Here is a 17996-nt window from a genome sequence, read left to right on the forward strand (position 1 = left end):
GTATTATACAGCAGCAGCTATTAAGCTAGCGACTATGTCGCATTACTGTTGCTAGATTATTTTCAGCCCCGCTTTCTAGCCAGATTAAATCGGGCCAACCGCGTAACCATGTTAATTGACGTTTAGCTAATTGCCTAGTAGCAACAATAGCTTTTTCAACCATAGTATCATAGTCAATTTCACCATCTAAATACTGCCAGCACTGCCTATATCCTACACAACGCATAGATGGCAGGTCTAAATTCAAGTCCGTTCGAGCCTTTAAACGCTCAACTTCGCTAGTAAACCCTTGTGCTAGCATGGCTTTAAATCGAGTCTCTATAGCCCTATGTAACACCTTTCTGTCACTTGGTGCAATCGCAAATTGCACCACATCGTAAGGGAATACGTCAGATTTGGTCTTAGTCAGCTCAGTGAGAGTTTGACCACTAACTCGATATACCTCCAAAGCTCTCGCTAGTCGCTGCGGATCATTCGGGTGAATTCGCTCAGCAGAAACGGGATCAATTTCGCGCAACTGATCATGCAGAGCTTGCCAACCTTGCGCTTCGGCTTCAGCTGCAATCTGCTCCCTTATCGCTTCATCTGCACCAGGTAGCGGCGATAAGCCTTCTAACAATGCCTTGAAATACATCATGGTGCCACCGACGAGTAACGGCGTCTTACCACGACTCAAAATATCTTCAATCTGAGCCAAGGCGTCACGTCTAAAGTCCGCCGCAGAGTAGCTCTGCGCGGGATCAATAATATCAATCAGTCGGTGAGGCGCTGCCGCTTGCTCAGCTGCATCTGGCTTAGCGGTACCGATATCCATATCTTTGTAGATCAATGCTGAGTCCACAGAGATGATCTCACAGTCATACTGCTTAACAAGCTCAATCGCTAATGCGGTTTTACCTGAGGCTGTAGGCCCCATCAAGGTAATAACTTTCTGTGATTTTTTATCGGTCACTCTGATTTTCTTTCATCCATTGCTCCCAAGGTAACTCTTGGGAGTGATTATAAAGCTCACACTGCACATCATCCGGCAATGCACTGAAGGCAAACCATGCCTCACTGGCCGAAGTAAATCGGTTTGCTGCTTGCTCTGCAAGCCACTTTATAACAGCGGCATCGCTTGGTAATTCTAATCTAATCCACTCTAGTAATTCAGGGATTAAGGCTGCCAGTTGACTATCTCTTAGATATGGGGGCACTTTCTTAATAATCAACTGCCCGAGACGAATAGAGAGCTCTATTCCCAACTTTCGTAATAACTGCTCACGATTATCGATAATCTCAGGCCAATCATCATCAACACTAATCGCTACAGGCATCAATAAAGGTTGGCCAATTATACCTTGTGCAAGCTTGGCTGCTATTTCTGCTTTCAATGCCGCCTTTGCTACCATGGCAATATCCAGCAGAGATATTTTATCCTCTTTAACTAGCACCCAGTATTGGCCCGCTATGACTGGCGGCATACTCGCCGCCCCATGAGAGGTAGACATCATGCCGGCTTGATGAGCTGCTGGACGTAGAGGCACATTCGTGCTTTGAGTCTGAACAGAGTCAGTACTCAAGAGCTCACCATATGCACGAATACTCGTCTGAGAGGGTAAACTTACCTCGGAGTTTCTAGAAGCTGGTTTAAGTTGACTCCTATAACTCCCCCCGCCCCCTGAGTAACCCGCTTGACTGGCGCTTGAGTGTCTTTCACGTACATCGAACACTGCCGATGGCTTACTCTTCGATTCGTCAACGTAGTGAGACGGTGCTACAGCTCCTCGCGTCGGGCTTGTTTGCCATGCAGTAGTCTGTTCGGACTCTGGTTCTATATCAACACTAAGTTGAGTCGATTGCGCCATCGCCGACTGCAGGGCTTGTAAAATATAGTCGTGTACGTAACGACTCTGATGAAAACGTACCTCATGTTTTGCCGGATGTACGTTCACATCCACTTGATGCGGGTCAAGCTCTAGCATCAGCACGTAACCAGGAGAAATACCCTCGGCATATTGCGAAAACGCCTGACGAACGGCGTGATTAACCAGTCTGTCTTTTACTAGGCGACCATTCACATAGAAATACTGGGTCTCACTGTAGCCGCTAGCAGCACTAGGTGATTGTAAGTAACCACTTAGTTTTAAGTCATTATGCTCACACTCTATACGCAGGCAGGTTTCTGCGAATGCTTTACCGCAGATTTGCCCCAAGCGCTGAATATACTGAATCTCGGTATTCGCAGGACGGTAATTGCGTACCGTCTTACCGTTGTGTTTTAAGGTGAAATGGATATCACGCCTAGCCAAAGCTATACGCTTGAGCCACTCATCAATATGGGTGAACTCTGTCTTATCACTCTTTAAGAAACGACGCCTTGCTGGGGTATTAAAAAACAAATCCACAGCTTCGACAGTTGAACCGACAGGATGAGCCGCTGGTAATACCTTAACGGCCATCTCGGTACCCTCGGCGTGCGCTTGCCAGGCCTCTGTTTGCTCGGCTGTTCGTGAGGTTAAGATAAGCCGCGAAACAGAGCTAATACTCGCTAACGCTTCGCCGCGAAAACCAAAGCTCAAAATAGCCTCTAAATCATCCAGCGATTTAAGCTTGGACGTGGCATGTCGAGACAAAGCTAGACTCAGATCTTCTTTTGGGATCCCTGAGCCATTATCGCGGATCCGAATAAGTTTAGCGCCGCCTTTTTCAATCTCGATATCGACGCGTGTAGCCCCTGCATCGAGACTGTTTTCAACCAGCTCTTTAATCACAGATGCAGGACGTTCGACCACCTCACCTGCGGCGATCTGATTAGCTAATTGTGGCGGTAATTTTTCTATTGCCATTGTGTACTCTCAAAAGCCCTTACGCACTCGGAATCTTTAATTTCTGACCAATTCGTAGGTTATTTGATTTAAGGTTGTTTGCCTTCTTCAAACGGCTTATCGAGATCTGGTAACGATGCGCAATAACCGATAACGACTCTCCACTTCGAACCTTATGCTCAACACTGCTCTTACTCGCTAGTAATGAGTTGACTGGAGGGTTAGCCTCAAAATACTTAACCACACCTTTGTGGATCGCCTTAGCGACATTATTCTGATGATCACGCTGTGATAATAGTCGCTCTTCTTTTGGGTTTGAGATAAAGCCAGTTTCTACCAAAATAGATGGAATATCTGGGGACTTGAGTACGGCAAAACTGGCTGATTCAGGTTTATGCTTATGCAGTTTAGTCACGCGTCCAAGGTTGGAGAGCACATCACCAGCAATATTATGGCTAATCGCCATAGAGCGATCCATAGACATATCTAACAATGTCATCGCAAGATACTGTTCATTATCGGTATTTTGAATTATCTCTCCCGCACCACCAAGTAGTTCGGAATGTTTTTCTTTTTGCTCTAACCAGCGACCAATTTCACTGTTTGCACGGCGCATGGATAATACCCATACCGATGCCCCCCTAGGCTGGGGTGAAGTAAAGGCATCCGCATGGATAGAAATGAGAAGATCAGCCTTACTATTGCGGGCGATGTCAGAGCGTTTATTCAAATTAACAAAATAATCGCCTGTTCGCGTCATTACAGCCCTCATACCCGGTGTGGCATTAATTTTTTGAGCGACTTTTTTAGATATCTCTAATACTAGTTTTTTCTCATAGATACCAGTCGGTCCGATAGAACCGGGATCTTCTCCACCATGACCCGCATCAATGGCAATCACCACATCTCTTAATTGAGTTTTTGGTTTAGTGACAGTAGGCTTTTTCGCTGTCGATCCTGCACCATCTAAATCAACCACCAAACGATTCCCGTATGGTGCGGTTGGAGGCAATGCAAACAAACTCGCCTTGACTGGCTTAACTAGATCGATAACCAACCGCAACGTGCCCTTCTCTGGAGGGGTACTCTTACGTACCTTCTTAACCAGCTTACTGTTATTTTTTATCTTATTGAGATCGACTCTATTGGAGGAGGTCTTCAAATCCACCACTAATCGATAAGGATTAGTAAGAGTGAAATAGCTATAGTCTGGAGACTGACTCAAATCGAAAACAAGACGAGTCGAGTCTGGCGCAGCCCAAATCCTTACGCTTTCGAGTTTATTCGCACTCTGCGCAAAGAATGAAGCACCAAACGTAACAAGAAGTAGAAATAATCTAAATATATTACTGTTTATTATCATTATTATTTAGGGCCGCTAGGATTTGTTCCCCTTTTGGAGAAAGTGCCTGTAACTCAACTTGCCTTCCAGTATTAACATATTCAATGTGGATATGTACATCAGCACAAGGTAATAAACCATGACCACGATCTGGCCACTCTACGATACAAAGGCTACGATCTGTAAAATAATCGCGTATACCCATAAACTCTAATTCTTCTGGATCGTATAAACGGTACAGGTCGAAATGATACACGTCTAACCCATCAAGCTCGTAAGGCTCAACTAAGGTATAAGTAGGACTTTTTACCGCCCCTTGGTGGCCAAGACTTTGAATAAGTCCACGACTAAAAGTCGTCTTGCCAGCACCTAAATCACCGCTTAAATAAACAGTTAATGGAGGCGTGATCAGCCCTGCTAACTCAGTACCTAGGTTAACCGTTTCTTGTTCGTCACTTAAATTTAATCTAATTGCTTGCATACTCATTTCGAATCGAAAAGCGTCCTAATAAAACCCTGCGTAGAATGCATTACTTTAACCTAATCACCTAACTTTCTAAACTAGATTTCATTAACTAACTGGCGAATATAGGGCATTAAGTCACTCGCTAGCATTCCACGCTCGCCCATTCTAGCCGCCAAATCTGCCGCACCACCATGGATCACCACAGCTAAACAGGCAGCCTCCATACTCGAGTAGCCTTGTGCCACTAGGCCACCAATCACGCCAGCAAGCACATCACCACAGCCTCCACTTGCAAGCCCTGGGTTACCAACTGGTGCTACCACACACTTATTACCATCATAAATTAGTGTGCCAGCTCCCTTAAGCACAATCACCCCGCCGTACTCCTGATGCAGCAGACTTACGGCCTTGAATCTGTCTTGCTCAATCTCTTCGATGCTTATGTCGAGTAGCCTAGCGGCTTCACCAGGATGAGGCGTTAATATCCAATCTTTTTGCCTCATAGGCATATCTTTCAGCAAGTTAAGGCCGTCAGCATCGATCACGCAGGGCTTATCGCTTAGATCCACCGCCTTGAGTAAATTATACCCCCAGTCATCAGTCCCTAGACCGGGGCCGATCACTAAGGCCGAAGCCCACCCTAGCCTTAAATACACTTCCATATCAACCAGCTCGCAACCCCAAAACATCAGTTCGGGACGAGTCGCGCTGACAATAAGCTGGTGTTCAGGTCTTGATATAACAGTAACTAAACCCGCTCCACTCCGCAGGCAACCCTCTGCAGCTAGCCTCACAGCTCCTGCCATACCGTAATCGCCACCAATGACAGAAACCTTGCCACAGTCTCCTTTGTGAGCATCTCTTTTACGGGGAACAAGCGCCTTAATACACTGATTACAGACAATCTGCGTAGCACTTGGTTCAGGTAAATAGCCCGTTAGTCCCAACTCAGCAATCAACAGCTCCCCACAATTGTGACGCGCCTTTCCCGTTAGCAAGCCTTGCTTTAAAGCGCCAAAGGTCAGAGTCACGTCAGCTTCAATCGCTGCGGTAGTGTAACTTCCCGTATCAGGATTCAGGCCCGATGGCACATCAAGACTTAGTACCCAGGCACTACTTTTGTTTACGGCGTCAATAACGATGGCCAGTTCAGCACTTAATTCACCAGTGATCCCTGTGCCTAACAACCCATCCACGATCACTTCAGCCTCTGCAATCTGAGAGCCACAAAACTTAACCGCCTCTCCTCCCGCTTCTAAAAATCGATGAATCGCACATGTAAGCTCGTCACTCGGATTGCTTGGTGTACTTGCTTGTAATTTAACGCAAAAGCCCGCTTCAAGTAACAAAGTAGCTGTAACATAAGCATCGGCACCATTGTTACCATGCCCCGCCAATATCACTATTCTGCTCGTATTTGCTTGCCTTTCACTTATAACTTGGAAGGCCGCAGCCCCGGCTCTTTCCACCAATTGATATAGGCTGACGCTACCACTATTTACGGCATTTAATTCAGCGGTTCTAACTTGCTCAGTTAGAAATAGGGATGTCGGTAATGAGTGTACTTGGCTCATATCACGGTTCCTAGAAGTTGGAGAGATATTAATCAATGTAATAGCTTAAGGGCTTAGGCTTAAGTGCAAATGAATCCTAGAAGCCAATAACTAGCCGAAGTTTGATCTTCAACAATTATAGCGGCTCAATCTGCTGCAATATTCAATCAAAAAAGGCACCTCACGGTGCCTTCGTTAACTAAGTCAAATTTAAGCTTAGATATCATCCATTCGAATGCTACTGTGAACAAGGCGTTGCTGTTGGATTTTTTCGACTCTCACGAGATCATCTAATGCGCCTTTTGTTTCAGCCGTAGCTGATGAGTTAGCAGTCTTCTCTAGCAGCCCGATTAAGCTGTTATCCAATTTTAAATGAAGTTCCAGCACATCATCTTCACTCATATTGGCTGGCAAAGTAAGCTTCTGGCAGTGTCCAATAAAATCTTCAAAAACAATATCTTTATACCAAGTGTCTAGAATTTTTCTCGGAGCTTCATCAATATAGTTTTCTAACTTTTCAGAGGTATTGCGTTCGTGTTGCTGAAAATACTCTAACATCAACTTTACCCTAGAAGAGTCAGCATTAGCATGCAAACGGCTATAGAGTTGCGCCATCTCTATGCGACATCTCGCCACATAATCTAGAAGTTCACTGAGTTGTTGAATACGCATTTTTCCTCTCCTTAGTCCGCCACATTAAGAGTGACACGGCCAAATATTAGTCATTTTTTATTATGGTATGAAAAAGCGACTTATTATTTGAACGCAGTCAAACTTTAGAAAAGCCAAAAGCACTTACTTTAGACATTATGAAAGAAACAAGCGCTCGATCACGTATTCCCCCTGTTAAGCCATGACGATAAATAACAACTGAGCTAATGCTGCATAAACATTTTGGTTTTTATTAAGGTTTGGATTTGAGATATTTCGGAATTTACAGGAGGAAGATTGGAGCGACTTTAGTTTTAACAAGAGTGATTTAAACAAGAGTGGGTTCGAACCAGCTGTTTACACAAGTTATGTCTATACCTTGGCAAAAAAAGAGGTATCAACATTTCTACGAGCGCAACTGAGCTAATGCTGCATAAACATTTTGGTTTTTATTAAGGTTTGGAGTTGAGATATTTGGGAGTTTACAGGAGGAAGATTGGAGCGAGCTTTTGATTTAATAGAGAGTGGGTTCGAACCGGCTGTTTACACAAGTTGTGTCTATACCTTGCCAAAAAAAGAGGTATCAACATTTTCTACGAGCACAACTGAGCTAATGTCGCATAAACATTTTGATTTTTATTAAGGTTTGGAGTTGAGATATTTGGGAATTTACAGGAGGAAGATTGGAGCGACATATCGGGTTCGAACCGATGACCTATACCTTGGCAAGGTATCGCTCTACCAACTGAGCTAATGTCGCGTAATCTTTACTTTGATTGAAACGACATATCGGCTTCGAAACAAACAACCGATGACTTATACCTTGGTAAGGTATCGCCCTTTTGCTCTCATAAAGAGTCAACTGAGCTAATGTCGCCTAATCTTTAAATTGGAGCGACATATCGGGTTCGAACCGATGACCTATACCTTGGCAAGGTATCGCTCTACCAACTGAGCTAATGTCGCGTAAATCTTTTTACTTACCGGACTTGGTGTTCCCATAAGCTTTAAATTGGAGCGACATATCGGGTTCGAACCGATGACCTATACCTTGGCAAGGTATCGCTCTACCAACTGAGCTAATGTCGCGTAAATCTTTTTACTTATCGGACTTGGTGTTCCCATAAGCTTTAAATTGGAGCGACATATCGGGTTCGAAACAAATAACCGATGACTGATACCTTGGTAAGGTATCGCCCCTTTGTTCTCATAAAGAGTCAACTGAGCTAATGTCGCACAATCTTTAAAATTTGGAGCGACATATCGGGTTCGAACCGATGACCTATACCTTGGCAAGGTATCGCTCTACCAACTGAGCTAATGTCGCATAAATCTTTTTAAATTGGAGCGACATATCGGGTTCGAACCGATGACCTATACCTTGGCAAGGTATCGCTCTACCAACTGAGCTAATGTCGCGTAAATCTTTTTAACTTACCGGAATTGGTGTTCCCATAAGTTTTAATTTGGAGCGACATATCGGGTTCGAACCGATGACCTATACCTTGGCAAGGTATCGCTCTACCAACTGAGCTAATGTCGCATTTCAACTTTTTCAATAATCACTAAGTTGGTGCTTAGCGAAAAGTTGAGGCCGCATTATATGAAAATTTCCCTACTCTGCAACCCTTTCTTTCAAATAATCTGTCTGATCGGTTAAATAGTAAATACTTTAGCTCGATAAAACTGCAATTCGGCGATAGATTCTTCAATATCTTGCAAAGCTTGGTGGGTGTTCTTCTTGCTAAAGCCCTCCATCGCAGATGGCTCCCAACGACGGACCAACTCTTTAATAGTGCTCACATCTATATTGCGGTAATGGAAATAACCCTCTAGCTCTGGCATATAACGGTTTAGAAAACGACGATCTTGGCCAATACTATTACCACACATAGGTGAAGCACCCGCTGGCACATATTGCGACAAGAACGCAATAGTCTCGGCAATTGCTTGTTCTTCATTTATCGTACTCGCTCTCACGCGATCAACTAGACCCGACTGACCGTGATGTTTCTGGTTCCAATCATCCATTAGAGCAAGCTGCTCATCGGATTGATGGATAGCAAAAACAGGCCCTTGCGCAATAATATTGAGCTCTTTATCTGTCACTATCGTGGCAATTTCAATAATTCTGTCAACGTCAGGCTCAAGCCCTGTCATTTCCAAATCGACCCAAATCAGATTGTTTTCATCTATAGCCATAACGCGACCTGTTTTCCTGTTAGCCTAAATTCAGGCTTTTTTATTCTAGACCGTGTATCATACTGCTTTTTTAAGCAACACAAAATCACCTTTATCATTGAAGACTAATACGTGAGTAAAAAGAAACCGCTAAGCCATGGTCAATTACGCAGAATGCGGACCAACCAAAAAAAGAAATTACAGAGCCACGATGCAGGTGAAACTACTGACTTACAAGACAGTATGTTAGGCCCTGAGCAACAAGGCACCATTATTTCACGCTTCGGCCAACACGCTGACGTCGAGACTGACTCTGGCCACCTTGCTCGCTGTAATATTCGCCGTAATATTAAGAGCCTAGTGACTGGTGATAACGTTATCGTTCGTTTAGCACTGACCAGTGAGTCAGGGGCTAGTCGTATCGAAGGTATTGTTGAAGCTGTGCATCCAAGGCACTCTCAGCTCTCACGCCCAGATCTTTACGATGGCGTGAAAATCATTGCTGCGAACATCGATCAGATTTTAATTGTCACTTCTGTAAAGCCAGCATTTACCACCCAGATTATTGATCGCTACCTAGTCGCGGCTGAAGATACTGGTATCGAACCTGTCATCATCTTAAATAAAGTTGACTTGATAACGCCAGAAGAAGCGCCTGAGATCGATGCAGCGCTTGAGAGATATAAGAGCATTGGCTATCGAGTCTATCGAGTGAGTAGCAAAACAGGTGAAGGTGTTGAACAGCTTCATGCCTTGATGAACGACAAAGTAAACGTGTTTGTTGGTCAATCGGGTGTAGGTAAATCTTCAATGATTAACGCCATGATGCCAGATGCAGAGCTTATTACTGGTGATATTTCTGAGAACTCAGGGCTAGGTCAGCACACGACCACCACGGCAAAACTTCTGCATATTTCAACTGGCGGAGATTTAATTGACTCTCCTGGTGTGCGAGAATTCGCGCTATGGCACCTGCCCGCTGACAGAGTCGGCTGGTGTTTCGTTGAATTTAGAGATTATTTAGGTACTTGTAAATTTAGAGACTGCAAACACTTAAACGATCCAGGATGCTCGATTACCGAAGCGTTCAATGCCGGTGAGATCACTGAAGACAGATACAATAATTACCATCGTATTATTGCCAGTCTGGATGAGCAAAGACACGCTCGTCACTTTAGAGCCGGTCCTGACGAGTAGTCAGTCGATACTAGTTAAGTAATTGAAGCAAAGATATTCAAACCAGCGATAAGCTTAAATATGAATTTTCCTGCGGCAATTTATGCCGTAACACAGTAAGCGGTTTGGTTTGATTGAAAATAGATAAGATTTCACCTCAGGTGAAAAGATTAAAGGATATTGAAATTGGATAAGATCAAAATTGCCCTGCAATACATCATGCCAAAGCACTTACTCTCTCGTCTTGTAGGTAAGCTTGCAGCGGCTCAGATGGGTTCTGTCACTACAGCCGCTATTAACTGGTTTATCAAACAATACAAGATTGATATGAGTGAAGCAGCTCAGTCAGAGGCTACTGCTTACGCCAGCTTCAACGACTTTTTTACCCGTGCACTAAAACCTGGAATTCGTCCACTATGTGAAGACAATGACTATATTGTTCATCCCGTAGATGGTGCCGTCAGTCAGCTAGGTCCAATTAAAGAAGGCCGTATCTTTCAAGCCAAAGGACATGATTATTCTTCACTTGCGCTACTAGGCGATCAAGCCGATGATGCTAAGCGTTTTGAGGGTGGTGATTTTGCCACCATTTACCTTGCGCCAAAGGACTATCATCGTATTCATATGCCGATTAAAGGCACCCTGTCTAAGATGACCTATGTTCCAGGTGAACTCTTCTCTGTTAACCCGTTAACGGCAGAGAATGTACCAGGCCTATTTGCTCGCAACGAACGTGTTGTAGCAATTTTTGAGACAGAAATTGGCCCAATGGCAATGGTACTGGTCGGTGCAACAATCGTAGCTAGTATCGAAACGGTTTGGGCTGGAACAGTAACACCACCAACAGGCAAGAAAGTATTCACTTGGGATTATCCAACTGAAGGTCCTAATGCTCTGACACTTGAGAAAGGCGCCGAAATGGGTCGCTTTAAACTCGGTAGCACTGTTGTGATGTTATTCGCCAAAGATGCCCTCGATAAATTTGCTGATGGAGTAGAACCAAAGAGCGTGACGCGTATGGGTCAAGCCTTTGCAAAAATCGAAGACTAATTTCTAAAGGCAGGCATGGACAATAAAAAAACAGGGCTGTTAGAACTACACTTTGCGGTACTACTTTTTGGTGGTACCGCACTATTCTCCAAGCTTATTCCCCTTAGCGCACTCGACATTACCTTACTACGCTGCGTCGTTGCTGCCATTGTGCTTGCGCTAATCGTAAAACTCAGCAAGCAACGTCTGTTATTAAACGCAAACAAAGACTACTTCATTGCAATAGGACTTGGCATCATCGTCAGTCTGCACTGGGTAACCTATTTTGCCTCAATGCAACTATCATCGGTCGCCATAGGCATGATTGCGTTCTTTACCTATCCGGTAATGACGGTGTTAGTCGAACCGATAGTCACAAAAACTAAACTCAAACTAGCGGATGTGATTAGTGGCATAGTCGTGCTCATTGGTGTGTCCTTGCTGATCCCAGAAGCAAACCTAGGTAATGACGTCACACTAGGAATCGCTATTGGCATTTTATCTGCCGCTTTCTTTACTGCTCGCAACCTACTGCACAAACGTTATTTCAGCGCATACAGTGGCAAACAAGCCATGTTCTATCAGACCTCTGTTGCCGTTTTCTTTTTAGCCCCCTGGCTAAGCGTTGAAATCAGTAGCATAGAACAAAATGTATGGTGGTTGATTATTTTACTCGGGGTGGTCTTTACCGCTGCGCCCCACGCTCTGTTTACCTCGGCATTAAGGCTCCTAAGCGCAAAAACCGTAGGCTTGGTCTCCTGCCTACAACCTTTTTACGGTGCCATGTTGGCGCTAATTTTACTGGGGGAAGACTTAGCGCTAAAAACGGTTATTGGCGGAACTTTAGTCGTTGCTACTGCACTATTCGAAACTCAGCAAAGCCACAGATCGAATAGGATAAAAAAGACTGCTTAGAGTGATTTATTTATCAGCTCAACTTGGCTAATATAACTGTGTCTTTTTTGCCTTATTCATACTCTTATCATGCATCGTTTTTTATTGCTTCTGCTGTGCCTATTTGCCTTATCGGCTAACGCTAACTCGCCACTTCAAATTGAAAAACGACTAGGGCTCTCATCTACAAATACTGAGTTAACCCCACAGGATCAATTAAGCCTGTTACAGGACAAGATCCATGAGTTAGCCCTAACAGAAAATAGCGCTCGCGAGCTGTTAAATAACTATGCCGAGCATAAGCAAAATTTGCTTAGTCAAATTCAAGATGCACAAAACACATTAAACGACTCTGATCAGCAGGATATCAATCAGCAGGCCTCACTCGCCTATCTACGTTTATCAGAACTCAAAGATGTTGAGATCAGCTTAGGGCAGAAAATCAATGCGCTAATAAAGTCTCACAGCCAGCTGCCAGATGCCTTAGTAAACGCCAGAGCCGCATTACAAAAGCACAAAAAAATTCGCATCGGTGAAGAGCAAACCATTAACAATCAGCTCATCAGCGCCCAAGGACAGCTTTATGAGCAAGATGTTAAAACACTCGAAGCCGTATTAGCCAGCAGCCAAAAAGAGATCGACTTAAACCAGCTACAGCTAAAGTTGGTGCGTGAACAATTGGCTCAACAAGAGCTACTGATCGAGCGCTTGAACCAAAAGATCGTCTTGCAGAGAGAGGCACGCACCGAAGCCGCCATTGCCGGCAGTTTATTACCCGACGACAAAAGCCACGATCCTATTGCTCAAGAGCTCAGCGATAGCAATTTAGTGTATGGTGAGAATTTAAAGCAACTGAATCAAAAAATCAGTCTTACCCTGACTCAACAAGAAAAAGCTGAAGCCCAATACCAGGCTCAGGCCAAACAGCTAACAACAATACAGCAGCAAATTGGCTGGATTAAGCTCAATTCAGCCTTCGGTGAACGCTTCTTACAGATGCTGCAAGCCCTGCCTAAGCCGCCAAGTCAGGAACCTCTTCAAAGCGAAATAGCTAACACACGACTCGCCCGATACCAGATTGAGCAAGCGCAAACCCTAAATAGCCAGCAAGTCACATCGATTGGCGCCGATAACTCGCTGCAGGCGAAACTGCTCTCTTCGCAAGGGCTACTACTGCAACAGCTATTACAGAGTTATGATCAATACATAAGCGAGCTGGCCGATCTTAGGGTCAGTTATGAGCAGCTAAACCAGCAATATTTGACCCTAAAGAGCACTCTCAATGAGCACCTGTTCTGGGTTCCTAATGCTAACAGCATAGGCGGTTTATGGATCACCGATCTACACCAGAGTATTCAGTGGATGCTGCAGCAAGCCCCATGGGGACAGATGCAAAGCTCCTTTGATGAACAAAGCACCCTATGGTCACTGTGGCTCATTCTGTTTGTTATCAGCATCATCACCCAAGATATTTTGACACCGAAATTTAAGTCAGCAATGCGTCGAGAGCTACCTTTTGTCGGCAATGTGACTCAAGATAAGTTCATCTATACATTCCATGTACTGAGCAACTCGCTGGGTTACAGCCTACTCAAGCCCCTACCTATCGTTTTGGCTGGCGGGATCTTCTACCTATCAAGCCATAACTTTGTCTCAGCCATAGGCATGGGGATCATGGCATTGGGTCTACTCTACCAACTCTACCGCTTCATCTATCTACTGGCGTTAGACAGAGGCTTGTTAATCAACCACTTTAAGGCACCCAAAAGCATGGTGCGTTCCGGACAGGAACGCTTTAGAAAGTTCACCATTATGGCAACACCTTTTCTAGCCATCATGGCCTTTACCGAAGTAATAGATACCTCTCTGGTTCGAAATAGTCTGGGCCGTGGTGCATTTATTATCTTCTGTCTTATGCTGTTTTGGTTTTACAAAGACATGCTCAGCCTATCTAACAAAGAAAATACCGCAGAGCACAGTAAGAATAAGAAGCTGCTGCAGAAGCTATTGTGGGCCATGCTGATTTTCATGCCCCTCGCCTGTGCTGTGCTAGCATTTCAGGGCTACTATTACACCGCATTCCAGATGTTCCTGCAGCTGCAGTTATCATTGATATTCGGTTTAGGCTTCTTGTTGCTGTTCAACTTAATCAAGCGTTGGATGTTAATAGAGCGTCGCCGTATCGCCTTCGAACGAGCTAAGGCCAAACGTGCAGAAGTGCTCGCACAACGTGAAAAAGGTGAGCTGAATGTTAACGAGCAAGCCGACACCTACGAAGAGCCGATCGTCGATCTTGAAACTATCTCTAGCCAGTCTTTAGGATTAGTGCGCTCACTGTTATTGCTGGCATTTTTAGCCAGTATCGTCGGCTTATGGACTCAGACCCACACCGCACTGTTCTCTTTACTCGACGGAGTCACCTTGTGGTCGAGTAACACCACAGTCAACGGTATAGACCAGCAGATCCCGATAACCCTTAAGTCCCTGCTTTTATCGCTAATCATCGTTGGTTTCTCGATGATGATTGCCACTAACCTGCCCGGTCTTATCGAGCTGACAATTCTACAAAGGCTAGATCTCAGCCAAGGCACGGGCTTTGCTTTAACCACAGTTAGCCGCTATTTAGTGGTGATGTTCGGTGTGCTGGCAGGTTTTTCTACTTTAGGCATGGAATGGTCTAAGTTACAGTGGCTGGTTGCCGCACTCTCGGTTGGTTTAGGTTTTGGCTTACAAGAGATCTTTGCAAACTTTATCTCGGGTTTGATCATTCTATTTGAGAAACCAGTGCGGATTGGCGATACCGTCACCATCCGCGATCTCACTGGTACCGTGAGTAAAATCCAAATTCGTGCCACCACCATTATCGATTGGGATAGAAAAGAGATCATCGTGCCCAACAAGGCCTTTATTACCGAGCAGCTAATCAACTGGTCGCTATCAGACCCTATCACGCGAGTGATAATCTATGTGTCTGTTGCCCGAGACTCTGATCCTGCACGAGTAGAAGCGGCGCTTTATCAAGCAGTGCAAGAATGTGACGATGCGCTACTCTCACCAGAGCCAGAGGTGTGGTTTGCAGGCTTTGGCCAACATACTCAAGATTTCGAAGTACGCGCTTATGCAAAAGATATGGGCACCCGTTGGCCGCTTAAGCACAAGCTGCATAAACAGATCAGTAAGAAACTGCGGGAGAACGATCTAGAGCTGGCTTACCCGCAGCTTGAAGTGCATCTTTCTTCTAACCAGAATAAAGACGTTCAGAGCTTATTGAGAACCTAAATTAGAGGCGGTTAAGACAGCATTATGATGATATTTGCCCATAGAGGAGCCAGTGGTTATCTGGCTGAAAACAGCCTTGCCGCCTTTGCAAAGGCCGTTGATCTTGGAGCCACTGCGGTTGAGCTCGATATCCACTTAGTCGAAGATGAACTGTACGTGTTTCACGACAGACGACTTGAACCTAAAAGCACGGGAAGTGGTCTTATTGAGCAATACACTAAGCAAGCTTTGAGTCTGATTACTATCGACGGGGAGCCTATTCCGACTCTGGTGCAAGTATTAAGTTTACTAAAACCTCACAACACCTTGGTCAACATTGAGCTTAAAGGATTGGGCTGTCTCGACGCCTTTATCGCCCTCTACCCTAAACTTATCAATGAACTTGGGTACGATAAAAACAAACTGCTAATGTCATCGTTTAACCACCCATTTCTCGCAACCTTTAAACAGCAATACCCTGCGGCGTTAATCGCCCCACTCATAGAAGGGGTACCGCTGAATTTTGCAGGCATTGTCAGCCAACTCAATGCTTACTCCATTCATCTTGGACTAAGCTTCACCACCCAAGAGATGGTTGATGACGCCCATAAACGCGGTGCCAAAGTCTATGTCTATACCGTAGATAATCTTGACGATCTCGATATGCTTAAGCAAATGGGTGTCGATGGTGTATTTACTAACTATCCTGACCGAGCGATTAGCTACCTTGGCCTAGATTTAGGTTAAATAAAGCCATCTACAGCGGGGATAAAATAGCGACAAGTTGCCTAAATTAATGAAAACAATCTACACTAAAATTAATAACTTAAACTTGTCTGTTGCGCTGCGCCCAGCTACCTATCGCGAAGAAAATAGCGATAACTAGAGCAAATAACCAATGAGATGGGATCTTAGCCATATTTTGCGCTAACAAAGGGCTTAAATGGATAATAATAAGTCCATAACCAAACGCATTGACGATGACAAAAATCAGCGTGCGTAGCAGAAAAGAGCGTCCCGCAAAGTAGCGACGTAGAAAACGATTGATATCGGCACCAAAGACCACAAGACAACAGGCTACAATTGCCGTGGAAACTTCTGGTAGCCAAGGGTAGATAAATGACCCTAAATAGTTAAAAAATTCAATAACCTTAGACATTGTATTAGACATCAGCCCTGCAGGTTTAAATCTAGGTGGATGTAGAATATAGGGAGTTAGTATGGGACACAAGCTACTATTACTCACCAGAGAAAATGAGCGATATCGTCAACTTTTAAATTCGTGCCACCTGCCAAATACTGAGATCTTAGACGATGATCCCCAAGGTATTTTTAATGCCGATATCTGGTTAGCCGAGCCCAAGCTTGCTGCGCCTTTGCTGCCCCACGCTGCCAACTTAAAGTGGATGCAGTCTACTTTTGCAGGGGTTGATGCCCTAGTAAAACCAAGACAACGTAAAGACTATGAGCTCACTAATGTTAGAGGTATTTTTGGGCCACTGATGAGTGAATACCTATTTGGTTATCTGCTGGCTTACCAAAGAGAACATAGAAAGTACCGCACTCAGCAAGATCAAAAGATTTGGTTACCGGGCAGCTTTAAGACCTTGCAGGGGCAAACCCTACTACTCTTGGGCACAGGCTCAATTGCCAAGCATATAGCTCAAACGGCTAAACACTTTGGCATGCATGTCATTGGCATCAACCGCGGGGCTAAGCCCACTAGAGGCTTCGACGAAGTCGACACCTTGGCCAATCTTACTCGCTACCTGCCTCAAGCCGATGCTGTCGCCAGCATTCTGCCTAGCACCCCAGATACCCGAGGCGCTCTCAATAAGCAGACTCTGTCACTACTGAAAGAAGAGGTGGTGCTGTTCAACCTAGGCCGCGGCGACGTTCTCGATTTAGACGCTCTGTATCAGCAATTAATCAAGCATCCTGAGCAGCAAGCCATTTTAGACGTGTTTAACCAAGAGCCGTTACCTGAAGAGCACCCCATCTGGTCGCTAGACAATGTCGTTATTACGCCGCATATCGCTGCGCCGAGTTTTCCTGAGCAGGTGGTCGAAATTTTCACAGAGAATTTTCACAAGTGGATTAAGGGTGAAAAACTCTCTCACAGAGTGCACTTCGAGCGTGGCTACTAACGCTATTAGGTGATACGCAAAATATGAGTGTTATATCAGTCTGCTAAAATATGTGATTTGGGCACGTTTTTTAATAACTGCCTTAGGCGATCCGACTAACAATTATTCCTAGCGGTTATTAGCATTGAGAATCATTTTCATTTATACTTCGAGCCATGTTCGATATAGAGATGATATTCCATGTACGTTTGTCTTTGCCACGCAATCACAGATACACAGATCAAAGAAGCCGTTAGCCAAGGTGACATGTCGTTAGCCGACGTTAAAAAGCGCTTAGGTGTGGCAGATCAATGTGGAAAATGTGCCAAGATGGCAACCCAGATCATTCAGCGACAAGTCGATATCGAACCTAACTACTACGAAGTAGCTTAATACCAATCAATATAAAGATTTGATCGCTCAGCGAGAGTTTAGCGGTCCTGAGGCAAGGTCATTAAATGCTCCTGCATTAATGACATTCACCACATCCATGTGGTTTGCAGCGAGTGAAGA

15 protein-coding genes and 8 tRNA genes are annotated in these 17996 nt (G+C 44.7%); 7 read left to right on the top strand and 16 right to left on the bottom strand.

All coding sequences use genetic code 11. The features are described 5' to 3' along the window. Positions 1–25: 25 nt before the first annotated feature. The 15 genes from miaA to orn form a co-directional block, all read right to left on the bottom strand. Positions 26–952 carry a tRNA (adenosine(37)-N6)-dimethylallyltransferase MiaA gene (gene miaA / locus SPEA_RS18620; RefSeq protein WP_083766694.1) on the bottom strand — a complete coding sequence of 309 codons (927 nt, stop codon included), beginning with the start codon at positions 950–952 and terminating at the stop codon, positions 26–28. After that, positions 942–2828 (bottom strand): DNA mismatch repair endonuclease MutL, encoded by a 1887-nt coding sequence (mutL, locus tag SPEA_RS18625; protein ID WP_012156740.1) that lies wholly within the window; start codon positions 2826–2828, stop codon positions 942–944. Before mutL ends, miaA begins: the two co-directional genes overlap by 11 nt. Before the next feature lie 19 nt (positions 2829–2847). Next, positions 2848–4170, bottom strand: coding sequence for an N-acetylmuramoyl-L-alanine amidase (locus SPEA_RS18630; protein WP_012156741.1), 1323 nt, complete (start codon positions 4168–4170; stop codon positions 2848–2850). Beyond that, the gene (gene tsaE / locus SPEA_RS18635) at positions 4154–4630 is read right to left on the bottom strand and encodes a tRNA (adenosine(37)-N6)-threonylcarbamoyltransferase complex ATPase subunit type 1 TsaE (RefSeq protein WP_041411627.1); all 477 of its coding nucleotides are present in this window, start codon (positions 4628–4630) and stop codon (positions 4154–4156) included. Before tsaE ends, SPEA_RS18630 begins: the two co-directional genes overlap by 17 nt. 80 nt (positions 4631–4710) lie before the next feature. Next, on the bottom strand, positions 4711–6189 hold the full coding sequence (locus SPEA_RS18640; protein WP_012156743.1) for a bifunctional ADP-dependent NAD(P)H-hydrate dehydratase/NAD(P)H-hydrate epimerase: 1479 nt from the start codon (positions 6187–6189) through the stop codon (positions 4711–4713). A gap of 195 nt (positions 6190–6384) precedes the next feature. Next, on the bottom strand, positions 6385–6840 hold the full coding sequence (locus tag SPEA_RS18645; RefSeq protein ID WP_012156744.1) for a hypothetical protein: 456 nt from the start codon (positions 6838–6840) through the stop codon (positions 6385–6387). Positions 6841–7503: 663 nt separating this feature from the next. Next, positions 7504–7579, bottom strand: a tRNA-Gly gene (locus tag SPEA_RS18650). Positions 7580–7599: 20 nt separating this feature from the next. Continuing rightward, a tRNA-Gly gene (locus SPEA_RS23175) sits at positions 7600–7696 on the bottom strand. Positions 7697–7709: 13 nt separating this feature from the next. Beyond that, positions 7710–7785 (bottom strand) — tRNA-Gly (locus SPEA_RS18655). 47 nt (positions 7786–7832) lie between these two features. Beyond that, a tRNA-Gly gene (locus SPEA_RS18660) sits at positions 7833–7908 on the bottom strand. 47 nt (positions 7909–7955) lie between these two features. Further along, a tRNA-Gly gene (locus SPEA_RS23180) sits at positions 7956–8055 on the bottom strand. A 15-nt stretch (positions 8056–8070) separates the two neighbouring features. Next, a tRNA-Gly gene (locus tag SPEA_RS18665) sits at positions 8071–8146 on the bottom strand. Between the two features lie 16 nt (positions 8147–8162). Then, positions 8163–8238: transfer RNA gene (locus SPEA_RS18670), tRNA-Gly, on the bottom strand. 48 nt (positions 8239–8286) lie between these two features. Then, positions 8287–8362 (bottom strand) — tRNA-Gly (locus tag SPEA_RS18675). Between the two features lie 113 nt (positions 8363–8475). Further along, positions 8476–9021: an oligoribonuclease gene (orn, locus tag SPEA_RS18680; protein ID WP_012156745.1), complete on the bottom strand. Its 546-nt coding sequence runs from the start codon at positions 9019–9021 to the stop codon at positions 8476–8478. A gap of 111 nt (positions 9022–9132) precedes the next feature. On the opposite strand from orn, the gene rsgA reads away from it, so the two are divergent. From rsgA to SPEA_RS18705, 5 genes are all read left to right on the top strand, one after another. Next, on the top strand, positions 9133–10197 hold the full coding sequence (gene rsgA / locus SPEA_RS18685) for a small ribosomal subunit biogenesis GTPase RsgA (RefSeq protein ID WP_012156746.1): 1065 nt from the start codon (positions 9133–9135) through the stop codon (positions 10195–10197). 165 nt (positions 10198–10362) lie between these two features. Next, positions 10363–11226, top strand: coding sequence for an archaetidylserine decarboxylase (asd, locus tag SPEA_RS18690; protein WP_012156747.1), 864 nt, complete (start codon positions 10363–10365; stop codon positions 11224–11226). Positions 11227–11241: 15 nt separating this feature from the next. Then, positions 11242–12120 carry a DMT family transporter gene (locus tag SPEA_RS18695; protein ID WP_012156748.1) on the top strand — a complete coding sequence of 293 codons (879 nt, stop codon included), beginning with the start codon at positions 11242–11244 and terminating at the stop codon, positions 12118–12120. A gap of 69 nt (positions 12121–12189) precedes the next feature. After that, on the top strand, positions 12190–15378 hold the full coding sequence (locus SPEA_RS18700) for a mechanosensitive ion channel domain-containing protein (RefSeq protein WP_012156749.1): 3189 nt from the start codon (positions 12190–12192) through the stop codon (positions 15376–15378). A 24-nt stretch (positions 15379–15402) separates the two neighbouring features. Beyond that, positions 15403–16104 carry a glycerophosphodiester phosphodiesterase gene (locus tag SPEA_RS18705; protein ID WP_012156750.1) on the top strand — a complete coding sequence of 234 codons (702 nt, stop codon included), beginning with the start codon at positions 15403–15405 and terminating at the stop codon, positions 16102–16104. Positions 16105–16183: 79 nt separating this feature from the next. On the opposite strand, the gene SPEA_RS18710 is transcribed toward SPEA_RS18705, so the two are convergent. After that, on the bottom strand, positions 16184–16528 hold the full coding sequence (locus SPEA_RS18710; protein ID WP_012156751.1) for a DUF3392 domain-containing protein: 345 nt from the start codon (positions 16526–16528) through the stop codon (positions 16184–16186). A gap of 49 nt (positions 16529–16577) precedes the next feature. Here SPEA_RS18710 and SPEA_RS18715 point away from each other — a divergent pair, with 49 nt between their 5' ends. Together SPEA_RS18715 and SPEA_RS18720 are read left to right on the top strand one after the other, a co-directional pair. Then, positions 16578–17504 (top strand): D-2-hydroxyacid dehydrogenase, encoded by a 927-nt coding sequence (locus SPEA_RS18715; RefSeq protein WP_012156752.1) that lies wholly within the window; start codon positions 16578–16580, stop codon positions 17502–17504. Positions 17505–17684: 180 nt separating this feature from the next. After that, positions 17685–17876: a bacterioferritin-associated ferredoxin gene (locus SPEA_RS18720; RefSeq protein WP_012156753.1), complete on the top strand. Its 192-nt coding sequence runs from the start codon at positions 17685–17687 to the stop codon at positions 17874–17876. Positions 17877–17996: the final 120 nt, after the last annotated feature.

Source organism: Shewanella pealeana ATCC 700345 (assembly GCF_000018285.1).
Classification (GTDB): Bacteria; Pseudomonadota; Gammaproteobacteria; order Enterobacterales; family Shewanellaceae; genus Shewanella; species Shewanella pealeana.

Excerpts from the sequence above, each read along its gene's own strand:
- SPEA_RS18695 (WP_012156748.1), top strand. The coding sequence starts at position 11,242 with ATGGACAATAAAAAAACAGGGCTGTTAGAACTACACTTTGCGGTACTA.
- SPEA_RS18645 (WP_012156744.1), bottom strand. The coding sequence starts at position 6,840 with ATGCGTATTCAACAACTCAGTGAACTTCTAGATTATGTGGCGAGATGT.
- orn (WP_012156745.1), bottom strand. The coding sequence starts at position 9,021 with ATGGCTATAGATGAAAACAATCTGATTTGGGTCGATTTGGAAATGACA.
- SPEA_RS18630 (WP_012156741.1), bottom strand. The coding sequence starts at position 4,170 with ATGATAATAAACAGTAATATATTTAGATTATTTCTACTTCTTGTTACG.
- SPEA_RS18715 (WP_012156752.1), top strand. The coding sequence starts at position 16,578 with ATGGGACACAAGCTACTATTACTCACCAGAGAAAATGAGCGATATCGT.
- SPEA_RS18700 (WP_012156749.1), top strand. The coding sequence starts at position 12,190 with ATGCATCGTTTTTTATTGCTTCTGCTGTGCCTATTTGCCTTATCGGCT.
- SPEA_RS18640 (WP_012156743.1), bottom strand. The coding sequence starts at position 6,189 with ATGAGCCAAGTACACTCATTACCGACATCCCTATTTCTAACTGAGCAA.
- SPEA_RS18710 (WP_012156751.1), bottom strand. The coding sequence starts at position 16,528 with ATGTCTAATACAATGTCTAAGGTTATTGAATTTTTTAACTATTTAGGG.
- SPEA_RS18720 (WP_012156753.1), top strand. The coding sequence starts at position 17,685 with ATGTACGTTTGTCTTTGCCACGCAATCACAGATACACAGATCAAAGAA.
- mutL (WP_012156740.1), bottom strand. The coding sequence starts at position 2,828 with ATGGCAATAGAAAAATTACCGCCACAATTAGCTAATCAGATCGCCGCA.
- tsaE (WP_041411627.1), bottom strand. The coding sequence starts at position 4,630 with ATGCAAGCAATTAGATTAAATTTAAGTGACGAACAAGAAACGGTTAAC.
- SPEA_RS18705 (WP_012156750.1), top strand. The coding sequence starts at position 15,403 with ATGATGATATTTGCCCATAGAGGAGCCAGTGGTTATCTGGCTGAAAAC.